28 protein-coding genes are annotated in these 26,312 nt (G+C 59.9%); 15 read left to right on the top strand and 13 right to left on the bottom strand.

From position 1 onward, the window contains the following. The first annotated feature begins 119 nt into the window (after nt 1-119). Nucleotides 120-1,103 carry an N-acetyl-D-Glu racemase DgcA gene (dgcA, locus tag ACXHRN_RS10205; protein ID WP_488641201.1) on the top strand — a complete coding sequence of 328 codons (984 nt, stop codon included), beginning with the start codon at nt 120-122 and terminating at the stop codon, nt 1,101-1,103. Here dgcA and ACXHRN_RS10200 read toward each other — a convergent pair. Continuing rightward, nucleotides 1,073-2,284 (bottom strand): MFS transporter, encoded by a 1,212-nt coding sequence (locus tag ACXHRN_RS10200; protein WP_488641200.1) that lies wholly within the window; start codon nt 2,282-2,284, stop codon nt 1,073-1,075. The two genes, dgcA and ACXHRN_RS10200, sit on opposite strands and share 31 nt — an antisense overlap. Nucleotides 2,285-2,510: 226 nt before the next feature. On the opposite strand from ACXHRN_RS10200, the gene ACXHRN_RS10195 reads away from it, so the two are divergent. Next, nucleotides 2,511-3,323 carry an alpha/beta hydrolase gene (locus tag ACXHRN_RS10195; protein ID WP_488641199.1) on the top strand — a complete coding sequence of 271 codons (813 nt, stop codon included), beginning with the start codon at nt 2,511-2,513 and terminating at the stop codon, nt 3,321-3,323. A 22-nt stretch (nt 3,324-3,345) separates the two neighbouring features. Here ACXHRN_RS10195 and ACXHRN_RS10190 read toward each other — a convergent pair whose 3' ends face one another. Beyond that, nucleotides 3,346-4,188 (bottom strand): UDP-2,3-diacylglucosamine diphosphatase, encoded by an 843-nt coding sequence (locus ACXHRN_RS10190; protein ID WP_488641198.1) that lies wholly within the window; start codon nt 4,186-4,188, stop codon nt 3,346-3,348. A gap of 200 nt (nt 4,189-4,388) precedes the next feature. Here ACXHRN_RS10190 and ACXHRN_RS10185 point away from each other — a divergent pair, with 200 nt between their 5' ends. Then, on the top strand, nt 4,389-5,498 hold the full coding sequence (locus ACXHRN_RS10185) for a DUF2865 domain-containing protein (RefSeq protein WP_488641197.1): 1,110 nt from the start codon (nt 4,389-4,391) through the stop codon (nt 5,496-5,498). A 72-nt stretch (nt 5,499-5,570) separates the two neighbouring features. Here ACXHRN_RS10185 and ACXHRN_RS10180 read toward each other — a convergent pair whose 3' ends face one another. Genes ACXHRN_RS10180 through ACXHRN_RS10160 form a run of 5 tightly spaced genes read right to left on the bottom strand, consistent with a single transcriptional unit; the run spans nt 5,571 to nt 9,278 of the window. Further along, nucleotides 5,571-6,266 (bottom strand): XdhC family protein, encoded by a 696-nt coding sequence (locus ACXHRN_RS10180; RefSeq protein WP_488641196.1) that lies wholly within the window; start codon nt 6,264-6,266, stop codon nt 5,571-5,573. Further along, nucleotides 6,266-6,595 (bottom strand): XdhC family protein, encoded by a 330-nt coding sequence (locus ACXHRN_RS10175; RefSeq protein ID WP_488641195.1) that lies wholly within the window; start codon nt 6,593-6,595, stop codon nt 6,266-6,268. Before ACXHRN_RS10175 ends, ACXHRN_RS10180 begins: the two co-directional genes overlap by 1 nt. A gap of 9 nt (nt 6,596-6,604) precedes the next feature. Continuing rightward, nucleotides 6,605-7,849 carry a vWA domain-containing protein gene (locus tag ACXHRN_RS10170; RefSeq protein ID WP_488641879.1) on the bottom strand — a complete coding sequence of 415 codons (1,245 nt, stop codon included), beginning with the start codon at nt 7,847-7,849 and terminating at the stop codon, nt 6,605-6,607. 2 nt (nt 7,850-7,851) lie between these two features. Further along, a complete protein-coding gene (locus ACXHRN_RS10165; RefSeq protein ID WP_488641194.1) occupies nt 7,852-8,781 on the bottom strand; it encodes an AAA family ATPase in 930 nt (309 codons plus the stop codon). A 47-nt stretch (nt 8,782-8,828) separates the two neighbouring features. Beyond that, a complete protein-coding gene (locus tag ACXHRN_RS10160) occupies nt 8,829-9,278 on the bottom strand; it encodes a flavin reductase (RefSeq protein WP_488641193.1) in 450 nt (149 codons plus the stop codon). A gap of 198 nt (nt 9,279-9,476) precedes the next feature. Here ACXHRN_RS10160 and ACXHRN_RS10155 point away from each other — a divergent pair, with 198 nt between their 5' ends. From ACXHRN_RS10155 to ACXHRN_RS10130, 6 genes are all read left to right on the top strand, one after another. After that, nucleotides 9,477-10,550, top strand: coding sequence for a branched-chain amino acid ABC transporter substrate-binding protein (locus ACXHRN_RS10155; protein WP_488641192.1), 1,074 nt, complete (start codon nt 9,477-9,479; stop codon nt 10,548-10,550). A 94-nt stretch (nt 10,551-10,644) separates the two neighbouring features. Then, nucleotides 10,645-11,643, top strand: a complete 999-nt coding sequence (locus ACXHRN_RS10150) for a P1 family peptidase (RefSeq protein WP_488641191.1) — start codon at nt 10,645-10,647, stop codon at nt 11,641-11,643. A gap of 75 nt (nt 11,644-11,718) precedes the next feature. Further along, complete coding sequence (locus ACXHRN_RS10145; protein WP_488641190.1) at nt 11,719-12,207, top strand: hypothetical protein; 489 nt, start codon at nt 11,719-11,721, stop codon at nt 12,205-12,207. Between the two features lie 135 nt (nt 12,208-12,342). Then, nucleotides 12,343-12,741 carry a hypothetical protein gene (locus ACXHRN_RS10140; RefSeq protein WP_488641189.1) on the top strand — a complete coding sequence of 133 codons (399 nt, stop codon included), beginning with the start codon at nt 12,343-12,345 and terminating at the stop codon, nt 12,739-12,741. Between the two features lie 101 nt (nt 12,742-12,842). Continuing rightward, nucleotides 12,843-13,652 (top strand): hypothetical protein, encoded by an 810-nt coding sequence (locus tag ACXHRN_RS10135; RefSeq protein ID WP_488641188.1) that lies wholly within the window; start codon nt 12,843-12,845, stop codon nt 13,650-13,652. Then, the gene (locus tag ACXHRN_RS10130) at nt 13,649-14,107 is read left to right on the top strand and encodes a YaiI/YqxD family protein (protein WP_488641187.1); all 459 of its coding nucleotides are present in this window, start codon (nt 13,649-13,651) and stop codon (nt 14,105-14,107) included. Before ACXHRN_RS10135 ends, ACXHRN_RS10130 begins: the two co-directional genes overlap by 4 nt. Nucleotides 14,108-14,118: 11 nt before the next feature. Here ACXHRN_RS10130 and ACXHRN_RS10125 read toward each other — a convergent pair whose 3' ends face one another. Further along, nucleotides 14,119-15,105 (bottom strand): magnesium transporter CorA family protein, encoded by a 987-nt coding sequence (locus ACXHRN_RS10125; RefSeq protein WP_488641186.1) that lies wholly within the window; start codon nt 15,103-15,105, stop codon nt 14,119-14,121. Between the two features lie 303 nt (nt 15,106-15,408). On the opposite strand from ACXHRN_RS10125, the gene ACXHRN_RS10120 reads away from it, so the two are divergent. From ACXHRN_RS10120 to ACXHRN_RS10095, 6 genes are all read left to right on the top strand, one after another. Beyond that, a complete protein-coding gene (locus tag ACXHRN_RS10120) occupies nt 15,409-15,813 on the top strand; it encodes a DUF1236 domain-containing protein (protein ID WP_488641185.1) in 405 nt (134 codons plus the stop codon). A gap of 128 nt (nt 15,814-15,941) precedes the next feature. After that, nucleotides 15,942-16,319 carry a fluoride efflux transporter CrcB gene (gene crcB, locus ACXHRN_RS10115; RefSeq protein WP_488641184.1) on the top strand — a complete coding sequence of 126 codons (378 nt, stop codon included), beginning with the start codon at nt 15,942-15,944 and terminating at the stop codon, nt 16,317-16,319. Nucleotides 16,320-16,346: 27 nt separating this feature from the next. Next, complete coding sequence (locus tag ACXHRN_RS10110; RefSeq protein WP_488641183.1) at nt 16,347-17,357, top strand: RluA family pseudouridine synthase; 1,011 nt, start codon at nt 16,347-16,349, stop codon at nt 17,355-17,357. Continuing rightward, nucleotides 17,354-18,010 (top strand): HAD-IA family hydrolase, encoded by a 657-nt coding sequence (locus ACXHRN_RS10105; protein ID WP_488641182.1) that lies wholly within the window; start codon nt 17,354-17,356, stop codon nt 18,008-18,010. Before ACXHRN_RS10110 ends, ACXHRN_RS10105 begins: the two co-directional genes overlap by 4 nt. A gap of 13 nt (nt 18,011-18,023) precedes the next feature. Then, entirely contained in the window at nt 18,024-18,821 is a 798-nt protein-coding gene (locus tag ACXHRN_RS10100; protein ID WP_488641878.1) for an ATP12 family chaperone protein, read from the top strand. A gap of 229 nt (nt 18,822-19,050) precedes the next feature. After that, the gene (locus ACXHRN_RS10095; protein WP_488641181.1) at nt 19,051-19,863 is read left to right on the top strand and encodes a hypothetical protein; all 813 of its coding nucleotides are present in this window, start codon (nt 19,051-19,053) and stop codon (nt 19,861-19,863) included. Nucleotides 19,864-19,915: 52 nt separating this feature from the next. Here ACXHRN_RS10095 and fghA read toward each other — a convergent pair whose 3' ends face one another. The 5 genes from fghA to ACXHRN_RS10070 all read right to left on the bottom strand — a co-directional run bounded on the left by fghA (nt 19,916) and on the right by ACXHRN_RS10070 (nt 26,305). Further along, nucleotides 19,916-20,761 (bottom strand): S-formylglutathione hydrolase, encoded by an 846-nt coding sequence (fghA, locus tag ACXHRN_RS10090; RefSeq protein ID WP_488641180.1) that lies wholly within the window; start codon nt 20,759-20,761, stop codon nt 19,916-19,918. Between the two features lie 25 nt (nt 20,762-20,786). Then, on the bottom strand, nt 20,787-21,833 hold the full coding sequence (locus ACXHRN_RS10085) for a hypothetical protein (RefSeq protein ID WP_488641179.1): 1,047 nt from the start codon (nt 21,831-21,833) through the stop codon (nt 20,787-20,789). 20 nt (nt 21,834-21,853) lie between these two features. Beyond that, entirely contained in the window at nt 21,854-23,161 is a 1,308-nt protein-coding gene (locus tag ACXHRN_RS10080) for a replication-associated recombination protein A (RefSeq protein WP_488641178.1), read from the bottom strand. Then, entirely contained in the window at nt 23,158-24,552 is a 1,395-nt protein-coding gene (locus ACXHRN_RS10075) for a DegQ family serine endoprotease (protein WP_488641177.1), read from the bottom strand. Before ACXHRN_RS10075 ends, ACXHRN_RS10080 begins: the two co-directional genes overlap by 4 nt. 133 nt (nt 24,553-24,685) lie before the next feature. Further along, nucleotides 24,686-26,305 carry an FMN-binding glutamate synthase family protein gene (locus ACXHRN_RS10070; RefSeq protein WP_488641176.1) on the bottom strand — a complete coding sequence of 540 codons (1,620 nt, stop codon included), beginning with the start codon at nt 26,303-26,305 and terminating at the stop codon, nt 24,686-24,688. Nucleotides 26,306-26,312: the final 7 nt, after the last annotated feature.

Raw genomic sequence — 26,312 nt, 5'->3', positions numbered from 1 at the left:
ACCTCTGCTTTATAGTGAGCAAAAGCGACGATTCGACAGGCGCGCTGCGGTTTTGACATCTACATTGGGGATGATCAAGGCACGAGCGGCCATTGTTGAAAAATCAGGGAGAATTGGACTTGCCGCGTCACCTCGATACCACAATCGAACATTTTCCGATCGCCGGTGAATTCAAGATTTCACGCGGCTCCAAAACCTCGGCCGACGTGATCATCTGCACGATCACCGACGGTGATATCACTGGGCGCGGCGAATGCGTGCCTTACAGGCGCTACGGCGAGACGCTGGAGAGTGTGGAAGCCGAAATCAGGCGTGTGGCCGACGTTATCGCCGACGGCGCATCCCTGTCCAAAATCGAGGCGCTGCTGCATCCGGGCGCGGCGCGCAATGCCGTCGATTGCGCCCTTTGGGACCTTGAGGCCAAGCTGAGCGGCGTTAGCGTCGCGACCACCCTCGGCCTGCCCTCACCTCAACCGCTCACGACAGCCTATACGCTGTCGCTGGATACACCTGGGGCGATGGCGAGACAGGCGGCGCAATATGCCCATCGCGCGCTGCTCAAGATCAAGATGGGCACCGACGATGACGAGTCCCGCATCCGCGCCGTCCACGCCGCCGCTCCCAATGCCACCCTGATCCTCGACGCCAATGAAGGCTGGACCGAAGCCAACATTCGTCATCATCTGGCAGTCTCGGCCGAATGCAAGGTGGCGCTGGTCGAACAGCCCCTGCCCGCCGGCCAGGATACAATCCTCGCCGAGATCGACCATCCCATGCTGATCTGCGCCGACGAAAGCGCCCATGTCTCAGCCGATCTCGCCGGACTTCTCGGCCGCTACGACGCCGTCAATATCAAGCTCGACAAATCAGGCGGGCTGACGGAGGCTCTCAGGATGAGGCACGAGGCAGAACGGCTCGGCTTTTCGATAATGGTCGGCTGCATGGTCGGCTCGTCGCTGGCCATGGCGCCGGCGGTACTACTGGCACAAGGCGTCGAGTTCGTCGATCTCGATGGGCCGTTGCTGCTGGCGCGCGATTGCGAGCCGGCACTGACCTATAAGGACTCCCTGGTCTATCCGCCGAAACGGACTCTCTGGGGCTGACGCAGCATCGCCGCGAGCACCATCAGAATGCCGATCACGGCTAGCACCGCCATGATGTAGAATCCGTGCACCCCGAACCTGCCGTAGATATAGCCGGAACAGAGAATGATGATGGCGTTGAAGAGCGCGATGAACGTCTGGTAAAAACCTTGCGCCGATGCCTCGCGCGTCTCGCCCACCCGCGTCATCAGGAACCGCTGGATGCCGATATGGATGGTGGCAAATGTGAAGGCATGCGTCGCCATCAGCGCCAGATGTGGCAGGAAGCCTGTGATGTGCGGGAAGATCAGCCAGCGCGCCACAGCCACGACGCTGCCGGTCAGGATCAACGTCCAGATGCTGAAGCGCGACATAAGCCACGTTGAGATGATGAACATGGTGATCTCGGCAACGACCCCCGACATCCAGAAAAGGCCAATCTCTCCACCGGAGAAGCCCAGGCTTTTCTCCCAGTAGATCGAGGCGAAGCTGAACAGCATGCCGTGGCTGCCCTGCACCAGAGCCGCCCCCCCGGTAACCAGTACAAAATCCGGTCGCCAGAGTGGATTATGCGCATTCAGAACCCCACCGACCGGCTCCGCCGCCGGCATCTCGGAGCGCCCAAGCTTCGGCGCGAGTATGGCCATCAGCACCGTCAGCAGGAAGAACCCTGCCATTGACGGAATGACCATGGCGCCACCGAACAGCCCAAACAGCCAACCACCGACAACAGTCGAGACGATGAATGCCACCGAACCCCAGAGACGCAGGAAACCATAGTCGAAGCTCCAGCGGCGAACACCGGTGATCAGGATGGCTTCCGCGATTGGTGCATAGGGCGCGTAGAAAATGCCCTGCAGCGCATAGACGATCAGCACCGCCCAGAACGAATGCGTGTAGAGCATCGCCACCGCCGTGCAGAACGAAATCGTCGCCGACCACAAGAGCACATGCGAGCGATCACTGGAACGGTCCGCTGCCATAGCCCCGAGCGGCGTGCCGATCATGCGCACAAGATGCGGCACGGCGAGGATGATGCCGATCTCGGCCGCGCTCATCTTCAGATAATCAAGGAAGACAGGAAAATACGGCAGACCAATACCATTGACCATCATCGGAGCGCAAAACAGAAGTGCTGCCCTGAGCGCAAAAAGTCGCGGCGCATCCTGCCGGTTGGCCGGCACGGTCTGATGGTACATCATAGAATCCAAGTCAGCCGGCACGATCGCGTGGGAGCCGCGCCGCACCTGTCCTTCGGGAGTCAAAGGGTTTGAATATTTATAGCCCTATCATCGGCATAGATTCGCTAAAAGCCCGAATTATGGTCGTGCAAAAATAGTCGTAAACGATTGCATTCCAGCAACAAAGATCTCTACCTCGCCTTGCAGCGGTGCCAAACACCGCTATGGTCTCGGCATGACGTTCTTCATGACCACGCTCAAGATTCTGGCGGTTGTCACTGGCCTAATCTATCTCGCTGCCTCGTCCTATCTCTATGCAAACCAGGGCCGCTTCCTGTTTCCCGGAGCCTATAGTCCATTGCCATCCGGTGCCGAGGATTTCGGCACGAACTATGGTATGCAATCTGTAGAGATCGCCACATCTGACGGCATCAAGATCTTCGCGTTTGCAAGTCCACCACAGCCAGGAAAGCCGATTGTCATCCTTTTTCATGGCAATGCCAGTTATCCCGAGAGCTACGGATTTCTCTATGTCGGTTGGATGGCTGGCGGTTTTGGCATCGTCGCACCAGCCGCGCGCGGTTATCCGCGCTCGTCAGGCGAAGCCGACGGCGAGAAGATGCTTGTCGATGCGCTCGAGATCTTCGACTGGGCGAGGCAGACCTATCCAGATCACCCAATTGTCCCATTCGGCCAGTCGCTTGGCACGGCTCCGGCCATTCATGTCGCGGCCAATCGTCCCGTCGCTGGCGTCGTGCTGGTCTCGCCCTTCAGATCGATGCTGTCACTCGTGCGAAGCAAGCTGCCATATTTTCCGATATCGGCTTTGCTAACGTCGCCGTTCCGCAGCGATCTCGACATGCCTCGCATCGCGGCGCCAATGCTGGTCTTTCATGGCGATCTGGACCAACTCGTCCCCATAAGTTCGGCCGGCGAACTTGTCGCCCTGACAAAGGCTCCCGTAACGTTTGACACCATCGAAGGCGCTGGCCATGCCGCCGGTCTGTTCGACAACGACATGATCGACCGTATCTACCATTTTATCAGCGCTGCCAAATGAAGGAGAGGCTTCTTTTACTCGCTCAAGCCGCCTGCACTGCCTTCGGCAGGTCGTGCGTCAGCAGCCGAACCGGCACCATCGGGCCGCTGATCGGCGTGGCTTCCGTCAGCGACTGCCAGCGGATGAGCTCCATCCGGCCATCGAAATGCTCGACGATCGCCGTGCAGCTTTCCACCCAGTCGCCGGTATTGATGTAGCGGATGCCACCGATATCCTCGATCACCGCGTGGTGGATATGGCCGCAGATCACACCGTCGACATTGTGCCGGCGCGCTTCCTCGGCCACAACATGCTGGAACTCGCCGATGAAATTCACGGCGCGCTTGACCTGCAGCTTGGCCCAGGCGGAAAACGACCAATAGGGCAGGCCAAGCGCGCGTCGTGCGCGGGCGATCCAGACATTCAGTGCAATCGCGGTGTCGTAAGCCCAATCGCCGAGATGGGCGATGAACTTGGCGTTGCGCACCACCACATCGAACTCGTCGCCATGCAGCACCAGGTAGCGCTTGCCGTCCGCCGCTTCGTGGATGATGCTCTTCTCCACCTCGATCCCGCCGAAGTGAATTCCGGGATAATCGCGCATGAAGGAGTCGTGATTGCCGGGGATATAGACGATGCGGGCGCCCTTGCGGGCCTTGCGCAGCAGTTTCTGCACCACATCGTTGCAGTTCTGCGGCCAGTGCCAGGAACGCTTCAGCCGCCAGCCATCGACGATGTCGCCCACCAGCACGATGGTCTCGGCATCATGGATGCGGAGAAAATCGAGCAGGAAGTCCGCTTTGGCCGCCTTTGAGCCCAGATGGATGTCGGAAATAAACAGCGTCCGGAACCTGCGGTTTTCGTCATTCTCGCCTGCGTCTACCATCGACCTGCTCCGCCAATATTTCATGCTTTGGAAAAGCAGAGTCCTGTTTCACCTTTATGACAACGGCCGTTAACTGCACTCATTAAGCCCAATTTCATTGTTTTAGGACATCGTCACCCACGGAATGCTATGTTGATCCCAAGGCATTTCCCTGCCCGATCGACCCCGCGTCCCACATCCACCGTGCGAGTGAATTCATCATGTTCAGACATGTCGTGACAGCCGCGGTGACACTGCTGGTCGCATCGGGCATTGCGAGCCCGGCATCCGCGTCGGCAATCTGCGAGCAGCTGAGATTCGATCTTGCCAATTTTCGGGATATGTCGGACGCGCAGTCCGACGCCCGCAAATTCGCCCGCGCCATCGCCGACCAGAAGGCCAGCCTCCGCAAACTCGATTTTGTCATGCGCCAGAATGGTTGTTCTGCCGGCAGTATGGTGGTTGTTGACAGCGAACCGGATGCAGAATGTGGTGAGTTGCAAGCCAAGCAGGCGCGCATGGAGCGCAATCTCGACATCCTGGAGGAAAAGCGGATTTCGCTTCTGTCCGACAACCAGAGCGGCCTTGCCCGCCAGCAGTTGGTTCGCGAACTGGACAAAAACGGTTGCAACGACGAGCCCATGTTTGCAAGCGCTCCGGACGACGGTTTTGACACCCAACCCCTTGTCCGCGACGATCCCGACGGCTTCGAGACGATCCGGGTGCCGTCTGATGACCCCGATTATGGCGAGAGCCAGTTTGTCGATCTCGGCGGTGCCGCCGCCAACGGCAATTTCCGGACCATGTGTGTTCGCACATGCGACGGCGCCTACTTTCCGGTGTCCTCCAATGCATCGAGCCGGAATTTCCGGCGCGATGCACAGGTCTGCTCGATGATGTGCCCCGGCACGGAGACAGAACTATTCTACCATTCGATCAGCCAACAGAGCGCTGACATGCGCTCGACGACCACGGGTCGCGCCTACGATGAGCTGCCCAACGCCAATCGCTTCCGCACGGAGAGCGTCGAGAACAAAGGCCAATGCGGCTGCAATTTCTCGCTCTACTACAAGGAAATGATGAAGCGCGAAGCCTATGTGAAGGACCCTGCCAGCCAGCCGGTCAATCAGAGTTCGATCACCTGGATCAAACCTGAATTGCGCGGCGGGCTGAAACCGGCCAAGGAAGTGGCCGAAGTCAAGCCGAAGACAGCCGAGCGCGCCTACCAGCCCAGCGACAAGATCCGCATCATCGGACCACGTTTCCTGCCGGACGACAGCGGCCTCGACTTCAAGACACCGACCGGCTCGGTCGAATCCGACGCTAACTGACCTTAGGTAAGGTGCCGTAACGTCATGCCAGGGCAGAACGTCGCCTGATATTGCTTGCCGTCGCCCTCTTCATCATGCGGCTCCCTGAAGCGTCCGCCTGCGGAAAGCCTGAATGATCGCCCCCATCACCGCAACAGCTATTTCCGAGGGGCTCTGGGCGCCGATATCAAGGCCGATCGGTGCATCGATCCGTGCAATGAGATCATCGCTGATCCCTGTCGCCATCAAACGCTCGACACGCTTTGCATGCGTCTTGCGGCTGCCGAGCGCGCCCACATAAAAGCATCCGGTCCTCAATGCCTCGGCAATCGGGAAATCATCGATCTTCGGATCATGGGTGACCGCAACCAGCGCCGTATAGGCATCGAGCGGCCTCTCCCGCAATACGTCTTCCGGCCAGTCCGCCGTCAGATCGACGCCGGCAAAGCGCTCGGGCGTCGCAAATGCGGTGCGCGGATCGATGATCCGGAGATCGTAACCGGCAATCGGTGCAATCGCCGCCAGTGCCTGGGAAATATGCACCGCACCGATCACTGCGATCCGTAGCGGCGGGACCTGGACATTGAAGAACAGCTTCCTGCCATCCAGTTCCACCAGCCCCGACTTGCCGGTTCTGAACACCCTTTCGGCATCGGCCCGCAGAACGGCATTGATCTGCGCGCCCTCGACAATCACCTGGCCCGCGCCTGTTGCGATATCGGTAACCAGGATCACCGCACGACGCGCGCGGCGCGCTGCATTGATATCAGCGAGATGCTCGCCCCGCATCAGCCGATCCTCTCGACATAGACGGCGATCTTGCCCCCGCAGGATAGTCCCACCCGCCAGGCGGTCTCGTCAGCCACCCCGAATTCCACCATTTTGGCCGTACCAGAGGAAATGACGTCGATCGCCTCGGAAATCACTGCCCCCTCGACGCAGCCACCGGACACGGAACCCTCGAAATTGCCGTCGGCATCAATCACCAGATGCGACCCGACAGGCCGCGGTGCCGAGCCCCAAGTCTCGATGACGGTGGCGATCGCCACATTGCGCCCCTCGCCTTTCCACGCCTCGGCGATGTCCAGCGGGTCGCGAATTTCAGCTATGTCAGTCATCTCTCCTCCTCATGTCGAGGTCATGAATCGTCTGGGATCCGCATCTCTCGCCCGCCCGCCCGAAAGCGCCGTGGCGAGATCGCCGATGGCATCGAGATTATGCACCGCGCGCAGCTCGTCGACATGCGGCACCATTGCGCGTACGCCCCGCGCCCGCGCCTCGAAGCCGTCGAAACGCAGCAGCGGATTGAGCCAGATCAGCCGCCGGCAGGAGCGATGGAGCCGGTCGGTCTCCTGCTCGAGCAGCTCCGCATCATCGCGCTCCAGCCCATCGGTGATCAGCAGCACGATCGCCCCCTGCGACAACACCCGGCGCGCCCAGAGCTTGTTGAACTCCTTCAGCGTCTCGCCGATCCGCGTTCCGCCCGACCAGTCCTTGACGGCCGCCGTGCACATGGCAATCGCCTCATCGGGATCGCGATGGCGCATGGCGCGGGTGACATTGGAGAGCCGCGTCCCAAACAGGAACGTATGCACGCGTCGACGGCGCTCGGTCAGCACATGCATGAAATGCAGGAAGATGCGGGTATATTGGCTCATCGAGCCGGAAATGTCAGCTATGATCACCAGCGGCGGATGGATAGTTTTCTGCTTGCGCCACTTCGGCAGGATCAGCTGGCCACTTGTCTTCATCGCCGCCTTCAGCGTCGCGCGTGGATCGATGCGCGCCACCTTGGACGACGGCTGAAAACGACGGGTCCGCACGTCGTCCATCGGCAGAATCAGCCTGGAAAGTTGCTGCCGCGCCTCGTTGAGCTCACGCGCCGACATCTGCGCAAAATCAGTCTTGCGGAACACCTCACGTTCCGAGACCGAAAAGCGGGAATCGATCTCGATTTCCTCGCGCTGCCGTTCGCGGTCAGGCCGCTCAGCGCAAAGTGATTCCGAGACACGGGCGGCGGCAGCCTTTGGCCTGTCCTTCTCGCCGATATCGGGCGTCATCCGCGACAGCATCTGGATCAGTTTGCCCTCGAAATCCCGAGGCCGCCAGAAGATCCGGAAGGCCTCGTCGAACACCGCCTGATCCTCGTGCCGCTTGACGAAATTGCAGAACAGCGCCGTGTAGAATTCCTCGCGCGAACCGATGCCAATCACTGTGACGGATTCAATCGCGTCACGGATGGCTCCCGGCCCGATCTTCAGACCGGCGCGCCGCAGCACTCGTCCGAAATAGACGATATTGTCGGCAAAGCGTCCATCCCCGAGCGGAACGCGCGGCACCACGATCCCGTCGCTGTTTGCCGCAGGTTTCAACATTACCCCGTCGCCCTGAGCTCGGCCTTGACGGCATCGAGCGCCTGCCGGCCTTCCGAACCGTTGATACGGGCGATGTCATCCTGATACTTCAAGAGCGCTCCAACCGTATCAGAAATCGTCTCGGGATCGAGCGCGACACGATCGAGTTCGGTCAGCGCGGTCGCCCAGTCGATGGTTTCGGCGATGCCGGGATTCTTGAACAGGTCGAGCGTCCTGAGCTTCTGCACGTAGCCGACGATTTCCTGTGCCAGCGCCATGTTGCAGCCCGGCACCTTGCGTCGAATGATTTCCAGCTCCAGCGCCGAAGAGGGATAGTCCACCCAGTGATAGAGGCAACGACGCTTCAGCGCATCGTGCACCTCGCGGGTGCGATTGGTGGTGATAATGACGATCGGCGGCTCATCGGCCTTGATGGTGCCGAGTTCCGGGATAGTCACCTGGAAATCCGAAAGAATCTCGAGCAGGAACGCTTCGAAGGCTTCGTCTGTGCGGTCGAGTTCATCGATCAGGAAGACGGGCGCTCCGCCGCTTGAAGCCGATAGCGCCTGCAGCACGGGCCGGCGGATCAGATGTTTCTCCGAAAACAGATCGCCTTCGAGCCGCTTGCGGTCGCTGATCCCCTCCACCTCAGCCAGCCTGATGTCAAGCATCTGGGCAGGATAGTTCCACTCGTAGACCGCCGAGGAAACGTCGAGCCCCTCGTAGCACTGCAGCCGGATCAATTCGCGGCCGAGCGACTTCGCCAGCACCTTGGCGATCTCTGTCTTGCCGACGCCGGCATCGCCTTCAAGGAAAAGCGGTCGCTTCAGCTTCAGGGCCAGGAACACGACAGTGGCAAGCGAACGCCCGGCCACATAGTCGTTTGCCTCCAGCATGGCGATCGTTTCGTCGATCGTTGCGGGCAAGGCGGTTTTTGCGGATTGATCCATGTTCACTCCAGAGCGCCTGGCCGGAGCCGGGCATTTCTCCATGGAGATTACAGCGTATGGTAGGAACGGTCCATATAGACGAGCGCCGGATTTTTGCCGCCAAGTCGCATTGCTGCGACTTCTCCGATGACGATCGTGTGGGTGGCATGCGGCACCAGCTTGACGACACGGCAGTCATAAGTGGCGATTGCATCCGCCAGCGTCGGCGCGCCGGTCACCAGCGTATCCCAGTTGCCCTTGGCGAAACGCTCCTCCATCGACAGCTTTTCGAGCCCGGAAAAGGCATGGCTGAGCGCCTGATGATGGCCCGCCAGCGAATTGAGCGCAAAGACACCGCTCTCGAAGAAGATGTGGTTCTTCTCGTTGTCATGGTTCAGGCACACCAACACTGTCGGCGGGTTATCGGATACCGAGCAGGCGGCGGTGATCGCAACACCGCGGCGGACGCCGTGCAGCGCTGTTGTGACGACCTGTACGTGGCCTGCATAGCGTGCCATCGCGTTTCGATAAATTTTGCCATCTTCCATGGACAGCGGAGCAAGATCTCGGTTCAGCATGATGTGGTTATATAGGACAACAATTGAGAAAGTCGAAACTCGCAAGCGGAAAAGTCTGGACAAATTCGGGGATCGGCGCGCTTCTGCTTGCGCTTGCTGCCCCTCGGGCTACATTCGCCTCGAACTGGAATAGCCGCAATGAACCGCCACGTCCTTATCGCCGCCTTCACGCTTGCCTTGTCGCCATCGCTCGCGCTCGCGGCCGGGCCGAAGATTGCCGTTGTCGCGCCACAGGACGGCAATCTTGCGATATTGGGCCAGCAGGTGGTCGACGGCGCGAGGATTGCTGCCGACAGCCGGGCTGAGATCATCGTCATTCCGGAAAGCTGCGAAGAGGGTTCCGGCACTGCCATCGCCAACGATATCGTTAGCTCAGGCGCCATTGCTGCCGTCGGCTTCCTCTGCACGGATTCGCTTGAACCGGGCCTGGATGTGCTAGCCAAGGCCAAGATCCCAGCCATCACGCTCTCCGTGCGTGCTTCGATCGTCATGGAAGACGCCCTGAAAAAGGGTTGGCCACTCTTCCGCCTCGCGCCCTCGCCGACTGCGGAGCGCGACAAGATCGTCGAGGCAATCTTCGCCAACTGGAAAGGCAAGCCTTTCGCACTGCTCGACGACGGCACCATTACCAGCCGCGAGACCTCGGAGACGGTGCGCGAAGCACTTGAGGTCAAGGGAATGAAGGCGACCTTCATCGACAATTTCCGTCCCGCACAGGAAGTGCAGACCCAATTGCTCCGCCGCCTGGCCAAGGCCGGCGTCACCAATGTCTTTGCCGCCGCCGATCGCGGCGACATGTCGGTGATGGCACGCGACGCCAAGGCGGCGAACCTGCCGCTGACGTTCATGGGCGGCGATTCCCTCAACGGCAACGACCAGGGTGTCCCGCTCGAAAAAGGCGTGCTGGCCGTCACCCTGCCGGATTACACCACCCTGCCCGCCGCCAAGCCAGTCGTCGATCTCGCCGCAAAGGATGGCAAGTCGGCCGAGGGCTACGTGTTGCCGGCACATGCAGCGGTGGCCATCGTCCTCGATGCCGAGGAAATCGCTACGGGCAGCGGATCACCGCTCCCGGATGCGCTGGTCGATACGCCATTCGACACGGTTCTCGGTAAGATCCAGTTCACCAAAGCCCATGAGCTCGCGGTCAATCCATTTGTGCTGCAAGAATGGAACGGCGAGACCTTCGTGCCGCCGTCCGGCACACAGTAAAAACACTCGCTTTCAACCGCTTGCGCCTGCAAGCGGATTCATTTTGCGAGACCCCGGACGTGCAGGCAAACTTTGAGTATCTGAGGACAAATCCATGAAATCCGGCCCCAAAAACCTGATCACGGACGTTGCGGGCCTGAGAGTCGGCAACGCAGAGGACCGCGCGCTCAAGTCAGGCGTAACGGTGGTGGTGTGCGACCCCTCAGCAACGGCCGCCGTGCATGTGATGGGTGGCGCACCGGGCACGCGCGAAACAGACCTGCTGGAACCGCACAACACGGTGCAGGCAGTCGATGCCATCGCGCTGTCCGGCGGCTCTGCCTTCGGCCTTGATGCCGCCTCCGGGGCGCAGGCCGCCTTGCGCGAAATGGGACGAGGCTTCGCAGTCGGCCCGGTCCGGGTGCCGATCGTGCCGGCGGCCATTCTTTTTGACCTATTGAATGGCGGTGACAAAGGTTGGGGACTCTACCCGCCCTATCGCGAACTCGGCTATGCGGCAACGCTGTCAGCCGGCGATACTTTCAAAACGGGCTCACACGGCGCCGGCACCGGTGCGCTGACGGCTGGGCTCAAGGGCGGGCTTGGCTCAGCCTCCACAGTGCTGCCGAACGGCATCACCATAGGAGCACTGGTCGCCGTTAATGCCCTGGGCTCGGTGACCTGGGGCAACACGAAGCATTTCCGCGCAGCAGGTTTTGAAATCGGCAATGAATTTGGCGGGCTTGGCCTGCCGTCCACAATCCCGCCCGGGGCCGGCGAGATCTTCACCAAGCTCGATCTCGGCCAACCCAAGGACGGCAACACGACGATCGGCGTCATCGCCACCGATGCTATCCTGACCAAGGCCGAGGCAAAGCGGCTGGCGATTGCGGCACATGACGGCTTTGCGCATGCCATCTGGCCCTCGCACACGCCGATGGATGGCGACCTGATCTTCGCGCTCGCGACCGGCACGTCAGGCAAGGCAATCACTGCGGAGGATTTCATCGCGTTGTCTGCGGCCGCTTGCTCGACAATGGCGCGCGCCGTCGCGCGCGGCGTCCATGATGCGACGATGGAATCTGGTGACCTGTTGCCGGTATGGCAAGGCTAAGCCACACTGCCGTTAACGCGGAATAAAACCAGCCGATATTATGCTCCGGCAACACGATTCTGCCGGAGCTTCCCGATGCGCCTGATGTCCGCCACTCTTGCCTTGCTGGCCGTCCTGAGCGGCTCTTCAGCGCTCGCCGATCCCGCCGGAAAATACGACGTCCTCGGCACCAACCCCGATAAATCAGGCGAATACACCGGCACCGTGAAGGTCACGCGAAATGGCGACACCTACAAGGTCGTCTGGACGATCGGCGACAGCCAGACCGTAGGGGTCGGCATTGGCGGCCGCCTGGTCGGCGAAGGTTATCGCATGGGCCCCGCAAGCGACGAAGACACAATCCTTTCGGTCGCTTACTCCTCGGGCAATACGGTCGGCACCGCGCTCTATTATGAAGGTCCAGATGGCGTCTGGCGTGGAGCCTGGGCCTATGACGGCGCCGGCCGTTCGGCGACCGAAAACTGGACGCCAAAGGCAGGCAAGAAGAAGATCGTCGTGCGGGCGCTGAAAACCGAGAAGGCGATCTCAACCCCGAAACCTGTCATGGCCGGCCCCAAATCCTGAGCCGGACATAACGCCTGAAATTCTCCCGATAATAGTACGACGCTCAGCCTTCTAGGCTTTTGAAAAACAGGTGTATCAATCATCGGAATTTGACCGACGCGCCGACACAAGAGCGCGCAACACCGGAGGGACCCTATGCACATTAGAACGATCGCAGCCGCTTGCCTTATCATTGCCGCACCGGCCATCGCCTGGGCCGATCCCACGGGCCAGTACCAGGTCCAGGGCAAGAACCCGGACGGCGGTGACTATACCGGAACCGTTGCCGTCACGCGCAATGGCGAAACCTACACCGTGGTCTGGAATGTCGGCGGCACCGAATTCATCGGCACCGGCCTCGGTGCCAAATTCGTCGGCGATCGGTTCCAGATGGGTCCGGCGAGCCCTGACGACACGGCGATCTCCGTCGGCTATGTCTCGCAGAAATCGTTCGGCATGGCGATGTATTTCCAGCAACCTGACGGCCACTGGCAGGGCGTCTGGACTTATGGCGGCTCCGACAAGGCATCGGCCGAAAACTGGCTGCCAAAGTAAACCAAAAGCATTTTTCTTGCAGAAATCCGGAACATCACCTAGGGTTGTCGCGATCAACGATCGCGGCAGCGCGAGGGCATATATTTGCCGGGAAATCCAAAGTGCGCTCGAACAGAACAGCGTTTGCGGATTACTTTAGTAAGCGTAGGGATGTGGTTGTCCCTCTTGCTTGTTTTGCCGTTGCACTGTTCTTCCTCAAATATCTCGAGATCAAGGCGGACAATATCAGCCTTGCGCTGCTTCTGGTTTTCCCGCTGGTCGTATGGCTACTCATCTCCAACAGGTTAAGCGAACTCTCCCTGCCCGGAGGCATAGCGCTCAAGCTTATTCAGAAGAGCAGCGAGCCGGTGTCCAAGTCGGGCATGCAGAATATGCTCAATACCACGGAAACCATGCACCTCCTGAAAAAGGAAGGAGTGGAGCGTCTGTCGTCGATGGCCAAGAACCTGCCGCGAACCAGCCATATCGCCATCACCATCGATAAGGACAAGCGCCGGGGGTACTATCAAGCGGATGACGTCCGGGACTACATCAAATTCTTCCAAGCCTATGACTACGATACCCACATCGCGGTGGTGGACAAGGATGGTAAGTTCGTAGCGTCCGGCCACGGCAATTCGGTGTTGCGCTATATCGAGATGTCGGCGCAGCCGAGCGGTACGCCGCGCAAGACATTTCAGGCCGTACTAGACTCGACCCGAGATGCCGACTGGCTCGATGCACCATGCTTTAGCACCGACTACATCTCGGCAAACGCAACCAACGCCGAGGCGCTGGAGCGCCTTACCGAATTGGGCCTCACCTATTTGATCGCCGTCGACGCACAACGTCGCCCAGTGGGGTTGATCGACAGAAATTTGCTGTTATCCAAGCTGTTCCAGGAATTGCTGTCCCCTAAGAAAGCCAGATGACCGAGATCTTTGTCGATGCCGACGCCTGCCCCGTCAAACCGGAAATCCTCAAAGTCGCTGAACGTCACGGCCTGAGGGTGACTTTGGTGGCCAATTCGGGCCTGCGCCCCTCGCGCGACCCAATGGTCCGCAACATCATCGTCTCGGCGGGCTTCGATGCCGCCGATGACTGGATCGCGGAAAACACCAACGTCAACGACATCGTCGTTACCGCAGACGTGCCTCTTGCGGTGCGGTGCGTCGCCAAGGGCGCGCATGTCACGGGTCCGACGGGCCGCATTTTCGACGAGAAGAATATCGGCATGGCGTCCGCTATGCGGGACCTCGGCCAGCACCTCAGGGAGACCGGCGAAAGCAAGGGCTATAACGCCGCCTTCAGTCCGCGCGACCGATCCGCTTTCCTTGAAACGCTGGAAAAGCTCTGCCGCCGGGCGAAGGCGGCAGAGCAGGGTTAAGGCAGCGGAGCTCAGAGCCAGCCGCGACGCTTGAAATAGTAGAACGGCAGCGCCGCCGACAGGATCATCAGCAGCATCGCCCAGGGATAGCCGAGGAACCACCGCAATTCCGGCATGCCTTCGAAGTTCATACCATAGATCGAGGCAACAAGCGTCGGTGGCAGGAACACCACCGAGGCGACGGTGAAGATCTTAATGATCTGGTTCTGCTCGAGATTGATCAAGCCCAGCGTCGCATCCAGCAGGAAATTGATCTTACCGGACAGGAACGCCGCGTGATCGCCAAGCGAGGACGCATCCCGCTGCAAGAGCCGGATCATCTGCTTGGTTTCCTTGGTCGGCTTCTTGGCCGAATTTTCGAGCGCCGCATGATAGGCCACGAGCCGCGACATGCTGACCAGACTTTCCCGAATGCCTGTCAGCAGGTCGCCCTTGCGCCCCAGTTGCTCGATCAGCGACTGCAGATCGCGCGTCTTCTTGGTGGCGCTGGCGACCTTGCTGCGAAACACTTCACGCGAAATGCCGTCGATTTCGTTGCCGACGCGTTCGAGCACATCGGCCAACCGGTCGATGACCGCCTCGACGAGGCCCAGCATAATCAACTCGCCGGTGCTATAGGTCTGGCCATTCGTCCTGAGCGCCCTGCTCGCGAAAAGCAAAAACGGCTTCGGCTCGGAATAGCGCACCGTGACCAGCGATGTCCCCTTCAGGGCAAAGGTCACCGGTGTCTTGACCGGGTTGTCGCCGTCGAGATCGATCAGCGCGGTCATGGTCATGAACTCGGCACCGTCCTCCTGATAGAGGCGGGCAGAGAGCTCGATCTCTTCCATCTCATCGCGGGTCGGTATGGCAATCGCCAGTTCCTTCTCGACAAGCCGGCTTTCGTCAAGCGTCGGATTGATGAGATCGTACCAGACGGCGGCGGATGGTGTCTCGGTCGCTACGGAGAGGTCGCGCAGGACAAGCTGTCCGGCTTCGCGGATGTAGGTGCGCAGCATTGGTATGCTCCTTCAGGAATGTCTTCCCGTCCGGAGCAGAAACATGGTTTCCTCAGCGGACAGGCCGTTAGGTTGGCGTCGATCTTCGACTGGAGGGGTCCATGTGTTTCTTCCTTTGAAACTGACGGCTCTCGACCGTCGCGAAACGCATGCGACCAAAGTTCGCTGTTGTCAATCGAGACCTTGAATGAGCACCAGACTGAGCCATTTTGCCGCACATCGTCTCGCTTCGAAACATCGGAACCATCCCCCTGCGGGCACGTTAGCCCTGCATAGGCACAGGCAATGTGAAGGAGAAAAGAGATGAAAACCAAGATTCTTATGGCCGCCGTTGTGGCCCTTTCCGCTGCTGGCTCATATGCTTATGCTGGTGACGATGATGCCAAGGTAACAGGTCTTGCAGGTGGCGCCGTGACAGGTGCCGTCGTCGGTGGCCCCGTTGGCGCCGTGATCGGTGGCGCAGTGGGTTTGGCCGCGGGTGTAGCCCTTGATCCTCCGCCGCAGAAGGTCGTTACTTACGTCCAGCAGCAGCCGATCCCGAGCGACCCTGTCGTCATTGAGCAGCCGATCGTTGTCGGCAAGCCGCTGCCGTCGGCCATTATCGTGCGGCCGGTGCCAGACGATGACACCTATGCTTACGCAATCGTCAACAATCAGCGGGTGATCATTGATCCCCGAACAAATACCGTCGTGCAGGTCTTGCAGTGACCTCACTAAATCTGTGCCTGTGACGAGCCGCTCTTCGGAGCGGTTCGTTTCGTTTGGGCGCGTTTTCCATTGGATTATCGGCTGCGCGTGGCTGGCCTTGGACAAAGTTGAAGCGCTATAAGATGCCTATGCTCCAGATCATCCTTGTCGCCATAGGCGGAGCGATCGGCTCCGTCGCCCGCTATCTTACTGGCTCGTTGACCTTACGTCTGTTCGGGCCGAATTTTCCGTGGGGCACGCTCGCCGTCAATGTGGTCGGCTCGCTCGCAATCGGCGTCTTCACGGAGCTGATAGCGCGACGTTTCGGCGCCTCGCAGGAATTGCGGCTGCTTATCGTCACCGGTTTCCTCGGAGGCTTCACCACCTTTTCTGCCTTTTCGCTTGATGTAGCGGTGTTGGTCGAACGCGGCGCGATGGTGCCGGCATTCGCCTACGTTGCCGTCAGCATGCTGGTTTCCCTGTTCGCTGTGTTTGCAGGACTGGCGCTTGTACGCGCTTTGCTCTAAAGGCACCGGAAAAGGATTGTTTAGACTATGGCAAGCGTAGAACACAGACAGGTCGAAGGCGACGAAGCCGGAATGCGGCTCGACCGCTGGTTCAAGGTTCACTATCCCGGCCTCGGCTTCGGTCCGCTGCAGAAGTTGCTGCGCTCCGGTCAGGTGCGTGTCGATGGCGGGCGGGTGAAATCCGATACCCGCGTCCAGCCCGGCCAGACCATTCGCATCCCGCCGATCGACGCCGATGAAAACAAGGGCAAGCCGCTCAGCGGCAAGGAGCTCTCGCATTCCAGCGACCACGAGCTTCTGTCGCGCATGGTCATCTACGAGGACAAGAAGGTCATCGTGCTTAACAAGCCGCATGGCCTGCCCGTACAAGGTGGTTCAGGGGTCTACCGCAATGTCGACAAGATGCTCGAAGCATGGACGAGCCCCAAGGGCGAAAAGCCACGGCTCTGCCATCGTCTCGACCGCGACACGTCAGGCGTATTGGTGATTGCCCGCACCCGTGGCGCGGCGCAGGCACTGACCGGCGCCTTCCGCGAGCGCGACACCCAAAAGACCTATTGGGCACTGGTCAAGGGCGTGCCGCGACCTGCCGAAGGCAAGGTTTCCACCTGGCTGGTCAAGGAACAGACACCGGACGGCGACCGGATGCGCATCGCCAAGCATGGCGAGGATGGTGCTGACCACGCCGTCTCCTATTTCAAGGTCCGGGAACAGGCCGCCCAACGGCTGGCATGGCTGGTCATGGAACCTTATACCGGCCGCACCCATCAGTTGCGTGTCCATGCCGCCCATATCGGCCATCCGATTATCGGCGACCCCAAATATTTCGAGGCCGAGCAAGGCTGGGATTTCCCTGGCGGCGTTCAAAACAAGCTGCATCTGCACGCTCGCCACATCGATATCCCGCATCCCGATGGAGGCCGGCTGCGCGTCACGGCTCCCCTCCCGCCGCATATGGTGCAGACCTGGAACCTGCTGGGTTTCGAAGAATCCGACGGTGGCGACATCGACGAGGTCAATGGAATTTTCCCGAAATGAAACTCGTTCTTTTCGATTGCGACGGCACGCTGGTCGATAGCGGCCGGCTGATCCATGAAGTGATGGTGCGGACATTCCTGCACCACGGCCTCGAGCGGCCGGACTATGCCAAGACAAAGTCGATCATCGGCCTGACGCTGGACACGGCGATCGCACGCATCATGGGCCACGACGAGGTCGACGACCGGGTGCGGGCCATGACCCAGCACTACAAGGACATCTATGCACCCGTTCGCACGGAGCCGGAATTCCAGGAACCGATGTTCGAAGGCATCAGCGAGATGCTGGCCGCGCTTGAGGCGCGCAACGACGTCGTCATCGGCGCCGTGACGGGTAAGGAGCGCAAGGCGCTCAATCTCATCATCGACGCCCATAACTTCCACAAAACATTCGTCGTTTCGCGTACGGCCAGCGATTGCCCATCCAAGCCTGATCCGGCCATGGTGCTCGAATGCTGCACCGAGACCGGCATCGATCCCGCAGATACGGTTGTCATCGGCGATGCGATCTACGATATATTGATGGCCAAATCAGCCGGTGCCAAGGCTATCGGCGTCTCCTGGGGCTACGGTGAGGTCGATGACCTCCGGGCCTCCGGCGCCGATGTCATCGTCAACCTGCCGCACGAAATCCTCGATCATATCGAGAGGTAACAAGACCATGCCCATCCGAGATATCTTTTCCGACCTCTCCGGCCCGATCCTGTCGGACGTCGATCCGGTTCGCCGCGCCCAGATCCAGATGAAACAACCGCTGCCGAAGCGTTTCTACAAGGACGTGACGACGAGTGGCACACCGGATGGCTTTTCGATCCTGCTGGATGGCCGCCCCGTCAAGACGCCGGGTAAGCGTGCGCTTGCGGTGCCGACTGCCGCAGCCGCCGATATGCTGGCGCGCGAGTGGGATGCACAGATCGCCGAGATCAATCCCGTCAAAATGCCGCTGACCCGTCTGGTCAACACCTCGATGGATGGCATCGAAGCCGAGATCGACGCGGTGTTCGACGATATCGTCAAATTCGCCGGCACCGACCTGCTCTGCTATCGCGCCGAAAGTCCGGAATCGCTGGTAGCCCATCAGGCGCGGCTGTGGGACCCCGTCGTTTACTGGGCCGCAGACGAGCTCGGCGCACGCTTCATTCTCGCCCAAGGCATTATTTACCGCGAGCAGCCCGACGAGGCGATTGCGGCCTATGCCGACACTTTGGAAAAGCACCGCTCGGCGCTGAAACTCGCCTGCCTGCATACGATCACAACCCTCACTGGTTCGGCGCTGCTGTCCCTGGCCTTTGCCGAAGGCAGGCTGACGGCCGAAGAGACCTGGCAGGCGGCCCATGCCGATGAAGACTGGAATATCCAGCTGTGGGGTGCCGATGCTGAAGCGGAAGCGCGCCGCAATACCCGCTGGATCGAGATGAAGGCAGCAGCCGACCTGTTCGATGCGATCATTGATCGGCGCGCCTAGTTCAATCAATACATTAGCATTTTAAGGTATTTGCAGATAAATGCTGATGTACCGAATGAGCTGAAAGCAATCTCGCGGATCAGCCAAGCTTGTGGGCACGTCGGGCACCTTGCAAGCCGACGACGTCAACCGTTTCGTTCGGAAATCCTTAGAGATTTCAGCTATTTTAACCCTTCGCTAACCATAATTGTTAATTCTGGGGCAAGAGTTTTTCCAAGGGATTCGCCCCATGCCTCGCCTTCTGCTGCGCGCTTTGTTTTTCACACTTCTTGCCACGATCCTGGCGGCTTGCGCGCCCCGCCCGAAGACGGTCGACGACATACCGCGCTCGGTGGAAATCCGTGCAGTTGTGGTCACCGCTGCAGCCGACGTTTCGCCTTCCGTGCTGCGCAACACCCAGACCCAACTCAAGAAGGCTGTCCGCGACACCGTTCGGCCCGTACCGATGCTGCACGCGGTCATGCAGGTCCATATTGTCGGCATAGCCAAGGGCCAGGCCTATGATGGCGTGACTGCCCAGGCGGATGTCAATGTCGTGCTTGCGGACGTCGAGAACGGCATGGTGCTGCTCAACCGCGACTTCGCCATCCAGGCCTTCGCCTTCAACCAGCGCGCCCTCAACAATGCCGTGGTCGAAGCCATCGTCTCGCGCCTTCGTGTCGAATACGGGCTGAGCCAGCCGGTCCTCCGCGAACTGCCCAATCAACGCGTGGTAATTTCGACGCGCATGCAGGATGATCAGCCGCGTCTGGCAAAGCATGAAGAAGTCGTTCCAGTCACCGTGGTCCCCCTCAAGTCCATGAAGCGTATCGGCGCTGACGAAGATCCGGTGCTGAATTCGCGCACGAAAGTCGGCGCGGTGGAAAAGCCTGCGAAGGCAGTGATCCTTCCTGGCGCCAAGCTCAAGACAGACAGTGCCGCGACAGCCGAGAACGCGCTCGAATCCGGCGCCAAGGCCAAGGTGACGATCAAACCCAAGACAGCCGAGGCCGCCCCCGCCGACAACGAGCCTTGCGTCGAGACGATGGACAAGAAGTGCTGAGCATCGCGCCTTGAGAACGTTAAAAAGCCCGGTCGATGCCGGGCTTTTTTTGTTATTTCAGCAGCCGTTCCGCATGCCAGCGCAAATGATCTTCCATGAAGCTTGATATGAAATAATAGGAATGATCATAGCGCTCATGGTTGCGCAGCGTCAGCTTGATGTCGGTGTCCTCGACAGCCTCCTCAAACAGCCACGGACGCAGACCCGTCTGCAGGAAGCCGTCGGCCAGCCCCTGGTCGATGAGGATTTCCGGGAAGGTCGCGCCATCCTCCACCAGCGACACCGCATCATACTTGCGCCACGCCGCCTGATCCGGGCCGAGATACTTCTCGAACGACGGTTGCGACCAGTCGGCAGTCGAAGGCTGGACGATCGGCGCGAACGCCGAGCAACTCTTGAAGCGGTCGGGGTACTTGAGCGCGATCGTCAACGCGCCGTGGCCGCCCATCGAATGACCAAAGATCCCCTGCCGCTGCATGTTGGCGCGGAAGGTGCTGCCGATCAGCGCCGGTAACTCTTGCGTAATGTAGGTGTACATCTGGAAGTGCTCAGCCCACGGCGCCTCAGTAGCATCGAGATAGAATCCCGCGCCCTGCCCCATTTGCCAATTTGTGAGTTCGTTCGGCACATCATTGCCACGCGGCGAGGTGTCGGGGCAGACGATGATCAGGCCGAGTTCGGCGGCCAGCCGACGGTATTCGCCCTTCTCCATCACGTTGGCGTGCGTGCAGGTCAGCCCCGAGAGATACCAAAGCACCGGTCGCGGACCCTCGATGGCCTGAGGCGGCACGAAGACCGCAAACGTCATGTCACACTTGCACGCCTCGGATGCGTGCGAAAACACGCCCTGCATGCCGCCATGCGATGCGACTTCGGAGATAATGTTGAGTTCCGGCATGGATAACCTTCTATTCTTGTTTGGTTTAGGCGGTTGGGGTGCCGTGAATGGCGGCGAGCAGATACTGGTCGTATTGCTGCTTGAGACCCGGCTTTACCCTGTCTGCAATCAGACCAGCAATGTGAAACATCTTGTTGATGTCCGGATCGTCCGAATTCACGGCCTCGGCGAGGTGCGGAAACAAATCCATCGCCGCAGTATAGTCAGTCGGCGTCTCGTTGGCACGCGAGATCAGCTTCTTGAGGAAGACTAGGCCAAGGGCATAGGCGGCCTTGTAGCGCTCGGCAACCGGCATGTCGGGGCCGTCGCGAAACATCAGGACATAGCTGTCGAGATAATGGAACAGCAGCATGTAGGGCCGGGCCTCGCGCGGTAGACCGGCATCATCGAACAGCTTGTCCATGGCTTGGCTTGCGGCTTCGAAATTTGCCCAGCGGGCATTGTCGTAGCGAATGGTGATCGACGGATCGTGGACGATCTTCCCGGTCGCGGCGAGCGCATAAACCAGTGCGAAGTCGGAATTGCCGACCTTTGTCGGATGATGGCCAATGAAAAGCCGGTAGATTTCCTTGAGAGCACCACCGCGAAAAAACGAGTAATAGCTGGAGTTACCGCCCCCCATTTTCCGGGAATACTCAATCACGCGAGAGGCCGCATCGCCTTCAGAGAGCGTGAACTCGTTGACTTCGCTGACGCCACCCTCGGCGCTCCAGAGCTCGATGCGCGGCTTGACCCCGATGACATCCGGCAACAAAGACGAGAAGTCGATGCCGGGCACATCTTCCTTGGCGCTGATGAAATCGTCGTCGCCCAGCAGCAGTACGAATTCGCTATCGGCTGCAGACAACGCGGACAAGACGTTTTCGGCTGCACTCTCGGGACCGTCCGCGATGTACTTCACATGCTCCGGCGCCCCGGCAAAGTATTCGCGCTTTTCAAGATCGCCGGAATTGTCCGAGATCACGACTTTCATGCCCTTCGCCTCGGCAAAATTGATCGCGCTCCACAGCGGCTCGACTGCCTCGATCAGAGGTCGATTGCTTGGAATACAGATGGTCGCCAGATTCGTCATAAAAGTCCCGTTCTTGCTTGTCACTTGTTCTGCCGCTCACGCCGCAGGTTGGCCCAATACTGGAGCCGTTTGTTGATCTCACGCTCAAAACCACGATCCGGCGGCTTGTAGAATTGTCGGCGGCCCATTTTCTCCGGAAAGTAGTCCTGGCCGGAAAAGGCGTCGGGCTCGTCGTGGTCGTAACGGTAGCCGTCGCCATACCCTTCGCTGGTCATCAGCTTGGTCGGCGCATTGAGAATATGCTTGGGCGGCAGCAGCGAACCGTTGAACTTGGCCGCCTGCGTCGCTGCCTTGAAAGCGGTATAGACGGCATTCGATTTCGGCGCGGTCGCAAGATAGACCACCGCCTGGGCAAGCGCCAGTTCGCCCTCCGGCGAACCCAGGAAGTCGAAGGCGTCCTTGGCCGCATTGCAGACCACCAGCGCCTGCGGATCGGCCAGGCCGATATCCTCGACCGCCATCCGCACCAGCCGACGGCCGAGAAACAGCGGATTCTCGCCGGCGTCGATCATCCGGGCAAAGTAGTAGAGCGCAGCGTCCGGATCCGATCCACGAACCGATTTATGCAGCGCCGAGATCAGATTGTAGTGGCCATCCTGACCCTTGTCATAGATCGGCGCGCGGCGCTGCACGACTTTCAGCAGATCCTCGGGGCCAAACATCTCGCCGTCGCGCGCGGCCCGCCACGCCTCCTCGGCAAGGGTCAGCACCGCGCGGCCGTCACCGTCGGCAAGCGTGATCAGCAGCGCACGCGCATCCTCGTCGAGCGGCAGCGGCTTTTCCGTCTCTTCCTCGGCGCGGCCGATCAGCGCTTTGAGGCTCTCCTCATCATGCGATTTGAAAGTCAGCACCCGCGCCCGCGACAAGAGCGCGGCATTGAGTTCGAAGGATGGGTTCTCGGTCGTTGCACCCACCAACACGATCGTGCCGTCCTCCATGACGGGCAGAAAGCTGTCCTGTTGCGAACGGTTGAAGCGATGGATCTCGTCGACGAACAGTAGCGTCTGCCGTCCCTGCCCGCGCCGCATGCGCGCGGCCTCGAACACCTTTTTGAGATCAGCGACCCCCGAAAAGATCGCCGATATCTGTTCGAAATAGAGATCGGTCTCGTTTGACAACAGTCGAGCCACCGTTGTCTTGCCGGTTCCCGGCGGTCCCCAGAAGATCATCGAGCCCAGCGACTTGGATTCGATCATCCGCGTTAGCGCCCCGTCCGGACCGGTCAGATGCGGTTGGCCGCTAACCTCAGCGAGCGTCTTGGGGCGCAACCGGTCGGCCAACGGCCGTGGCGCATTTGACGTTCCGGCCTGGGTGAAAAGCTCGTTCATCGGATGAACTGCCGGATGCGCTGGCCGTCGCGCTCGATCTCGACGCGCCAGAAGCTCGCATCAGCCTCGACGACTGTCTGCAATGTGGCGGTGTTGGTAATGTTTTCGCCGTTGACGTTGATGATGATGTCATGCGGCTCGAAACCCAGCCGAGCGGCCGGCGAACCACGGGTCACGTCCTCGATCACCACACCCTTGAGCTCAGTCGCCATCTGCAACGATTCTGCCAGTCGCGGCGAGAGATTGGCCACAAGAGCACCTGCAAACGGATTGCGGCCATCGATCAACCGCTCGTCCTTGGGCTGGGTTTCGGGCGCCTGCTCCAGCTTCAGCGAGACCTCACGCTCCGCGCCATTGCGCGACACAGTGAGCTTGACCGTCGCGCCAAGCCCCGCCGTGGTCAGGCGGTAGCCGAGCGCGTCGGGATGTTCGACGGCGTGACCATTCGCGGCAAGGATCACATCGCCAACCTTGAGGCCCGCAGTTGCTGCCGGACCGCCATCGATGATCTTGGCGACCAGCGCCCCACGGGCGATCGTCAATCCGAGCGCCTCGGCAACTTCAGACGTCACCGGTTCAAAGGATGCGCCGATATAGGGCCGTGTGAAGCCGGGCTGGCCGCCTTCGGCTGCTGATATGAACACCTTCAAAAGATTGGCGGGGATGGCAAAGCCTATACCGTTCGAACCGCCATCGCGCGAATAGATCATCGTGTTGATGCCGATCAATTCGCCCTTCATGTTGATCAGCGCACCGCCGGAATTGCCGGGATTGATCGAGGCATCGGTCTGGATGAAATAGGAGAAGTCGCCCTCGCCGATCTTGCTGCGCGCCAGGCCCGAGACGATACCCGAGGTAACGGTCTGGCCGACCCCGAACGGATTGCCGACGGCAAGTACCAGGTCACCCACCTCAACCGCATCGGAATCGCCGACCGTCAGCGCCTCAAGGCCATCCTTGCCAGCATCGATCTTCAGCAGCGCCAGATCAAGCCGCTCATCCTTGAACGCCACTTTCGCCGCGAACTCGCGGCCATCGGCCAATGCAATCCGCACATCGTCAGCCCCGGCAACCACGTGGTTGTTGGTGATGACCAGTCCCTTCGCATCGATAATGACGCCGGAGCCGAGCGAGCTCTGCTTCTCCGTACGGTTGGGCATCTGCTGGCCGAAGAATTCCTCGAAGAACGGATCGGAGTAGAGCGTCGGGCGCGTTACCTGCTTGTCGGCATAGACATTGACCACGGTGCCGGCGATGCGCTTGACCAGAGGTGCAAAAGAGAGCTGCATCTCGATCTTGTTTTCGGGAACAGTCTTGAGCTCTTCCGCCCATGCCGCATTCGCCAATACACCACCAACCAACATAATCAACGCGGCGAGCCGGATCATCATCTGATTCCCTCATCTCTCAAGAGTGACATTTTCTCACCTTCCTATCCTGCTTGCAAACCGGGCAGGATGATGGAACGGCGAATTCCTGTCGCTTATGACGAACTGGAGAGAGCAAACATTCAACTGCTGTCCTTTAGGCTGCCTGAAACGTCTCGGCACGGGCGATATCCCAGGGAATGCGGAATCGGACGTCTTCGGTGCCTTGCAGTAACTCCTCGGATGCCAGCGCCGGATAGAGATGGGTAAACGTCGTCACCTGGCTGTGGTTGATGCGCTTGTGGAAATGAAAAGGCCGGAATTCAGAGGGGTGATAGAGCCCGGCGCCGGCCACCACTTCGGCCAGCGCTTCCAGCGTCTTGCCATGGAACTGGGCGACGCGCGTCGCCTTGTCGGGCACAACGATCGCCCGCTGGCGGTTGGGATCCTGGGTCGCGACCCCCACAGGACAGGTATCGGTATGGCAGGCCTGCGACTGGATGCAGCCGATGGCAAACATGAAGCCGCGCGCCATGTTGACCCAATCGGCACCCAATGCCATCACCCGGGCAATGTCGAAGGCCGAAATGATCATGCCGGACGCACCGATCCTGACCCGGTCGCGCAAGCCTGCGCCGACCAGCGCATTGTGCACAAAGCTCAGACCCTCGCGAAGCGGCATGCCGATATGGTCGATATATTCGGAAGGTGCTGCCCCGGTGCCCCCCTCCTTGCCATCGACAACGATGAAGTCCGGCGTTATGCCCGTCTCCAGCATCGCCTTGATGATCGCCAGGAATTCATGGGCATGCCCGATACAAAGCTTGAACCCGACCGGCTTGCCGCCGGATAGCTCACGAAGACGCGCAATGAAGGCCACGAGTTCGAGCGGCGTTGAAAATGCCGGATGGCCGGCCGGAGAGACACAGTCCCGATCCCTCTGGATACCACGGATTTCGGCGATCTCTTCGCTGATCTTGGCCATCGGCAGCACACCGCCGTGACCCGGCTTTGCACCTTGCGAGAGCTTGATCTCGATCATCTTGACCTGATCGAGCCCAGCCGTCGCGGCAAAGCGTTCGGGCAAGAAAGTGCCGTCGGGATTGCGGCAGCCAAAGTATCCGGAACCAAGTTCCCAGATGATGTCACCGCCGTTCTCCTTGTGATAGGGCGACAGGCCACCTTCGCCAGTGTCATGGGCAAAGCCACCCAGCTTCGCACCTTTGTTGAGCGAACGAATGGCATTGGCCGACAGCGATCCAAAGCTCATCGCTGATATGTTGAGCACCGAGGCGTCATACGGCTGCTTGCATTCCGGGCCGCCCACACGAACGCGGAAGTCCGGGTCTGCCAGATGGGTCGGCGCCAATGAATGCGAAATCCACTCGTAGCGCGGCTCGTAGACATCGTATTCGGTGCCGAAGGGCCGCTTGTCGAGCTGGCCCTTGGCGCGTTGGTAGGCAAGCGAGCGCTTGTCGCGCGGGAACGGCCTGCCATCTTTCTCGCCCTCGAAGAAGTACTGGCGTATCTTCGGCCGCAGATCTTCCATGATGAAGCGAGCATGACCCGAGATCGGGTAATTTCTCAGGATCGACCGCTTGGTCTGCAGGACATCGTGGACACCGATCGCTGTTAGGAAGGAAAAGACAAATAGCGGCACAAGTGCCCAATAGGACGTCTCGCCCGTCAGGATCAACACCGCACACAGAAGCGCAATCAGCGCCGAGCCCGTCAGTGTAATAAACCGCGGCGAAAGATAGAGTTTCAGGCGTTCCATGCATTCC

Source organism: Shinella sp. OV683 (assembly GCF_057787725.1).
This window is presented reverse-complemented; position numbering and strand designations above follow the sequence as displayed.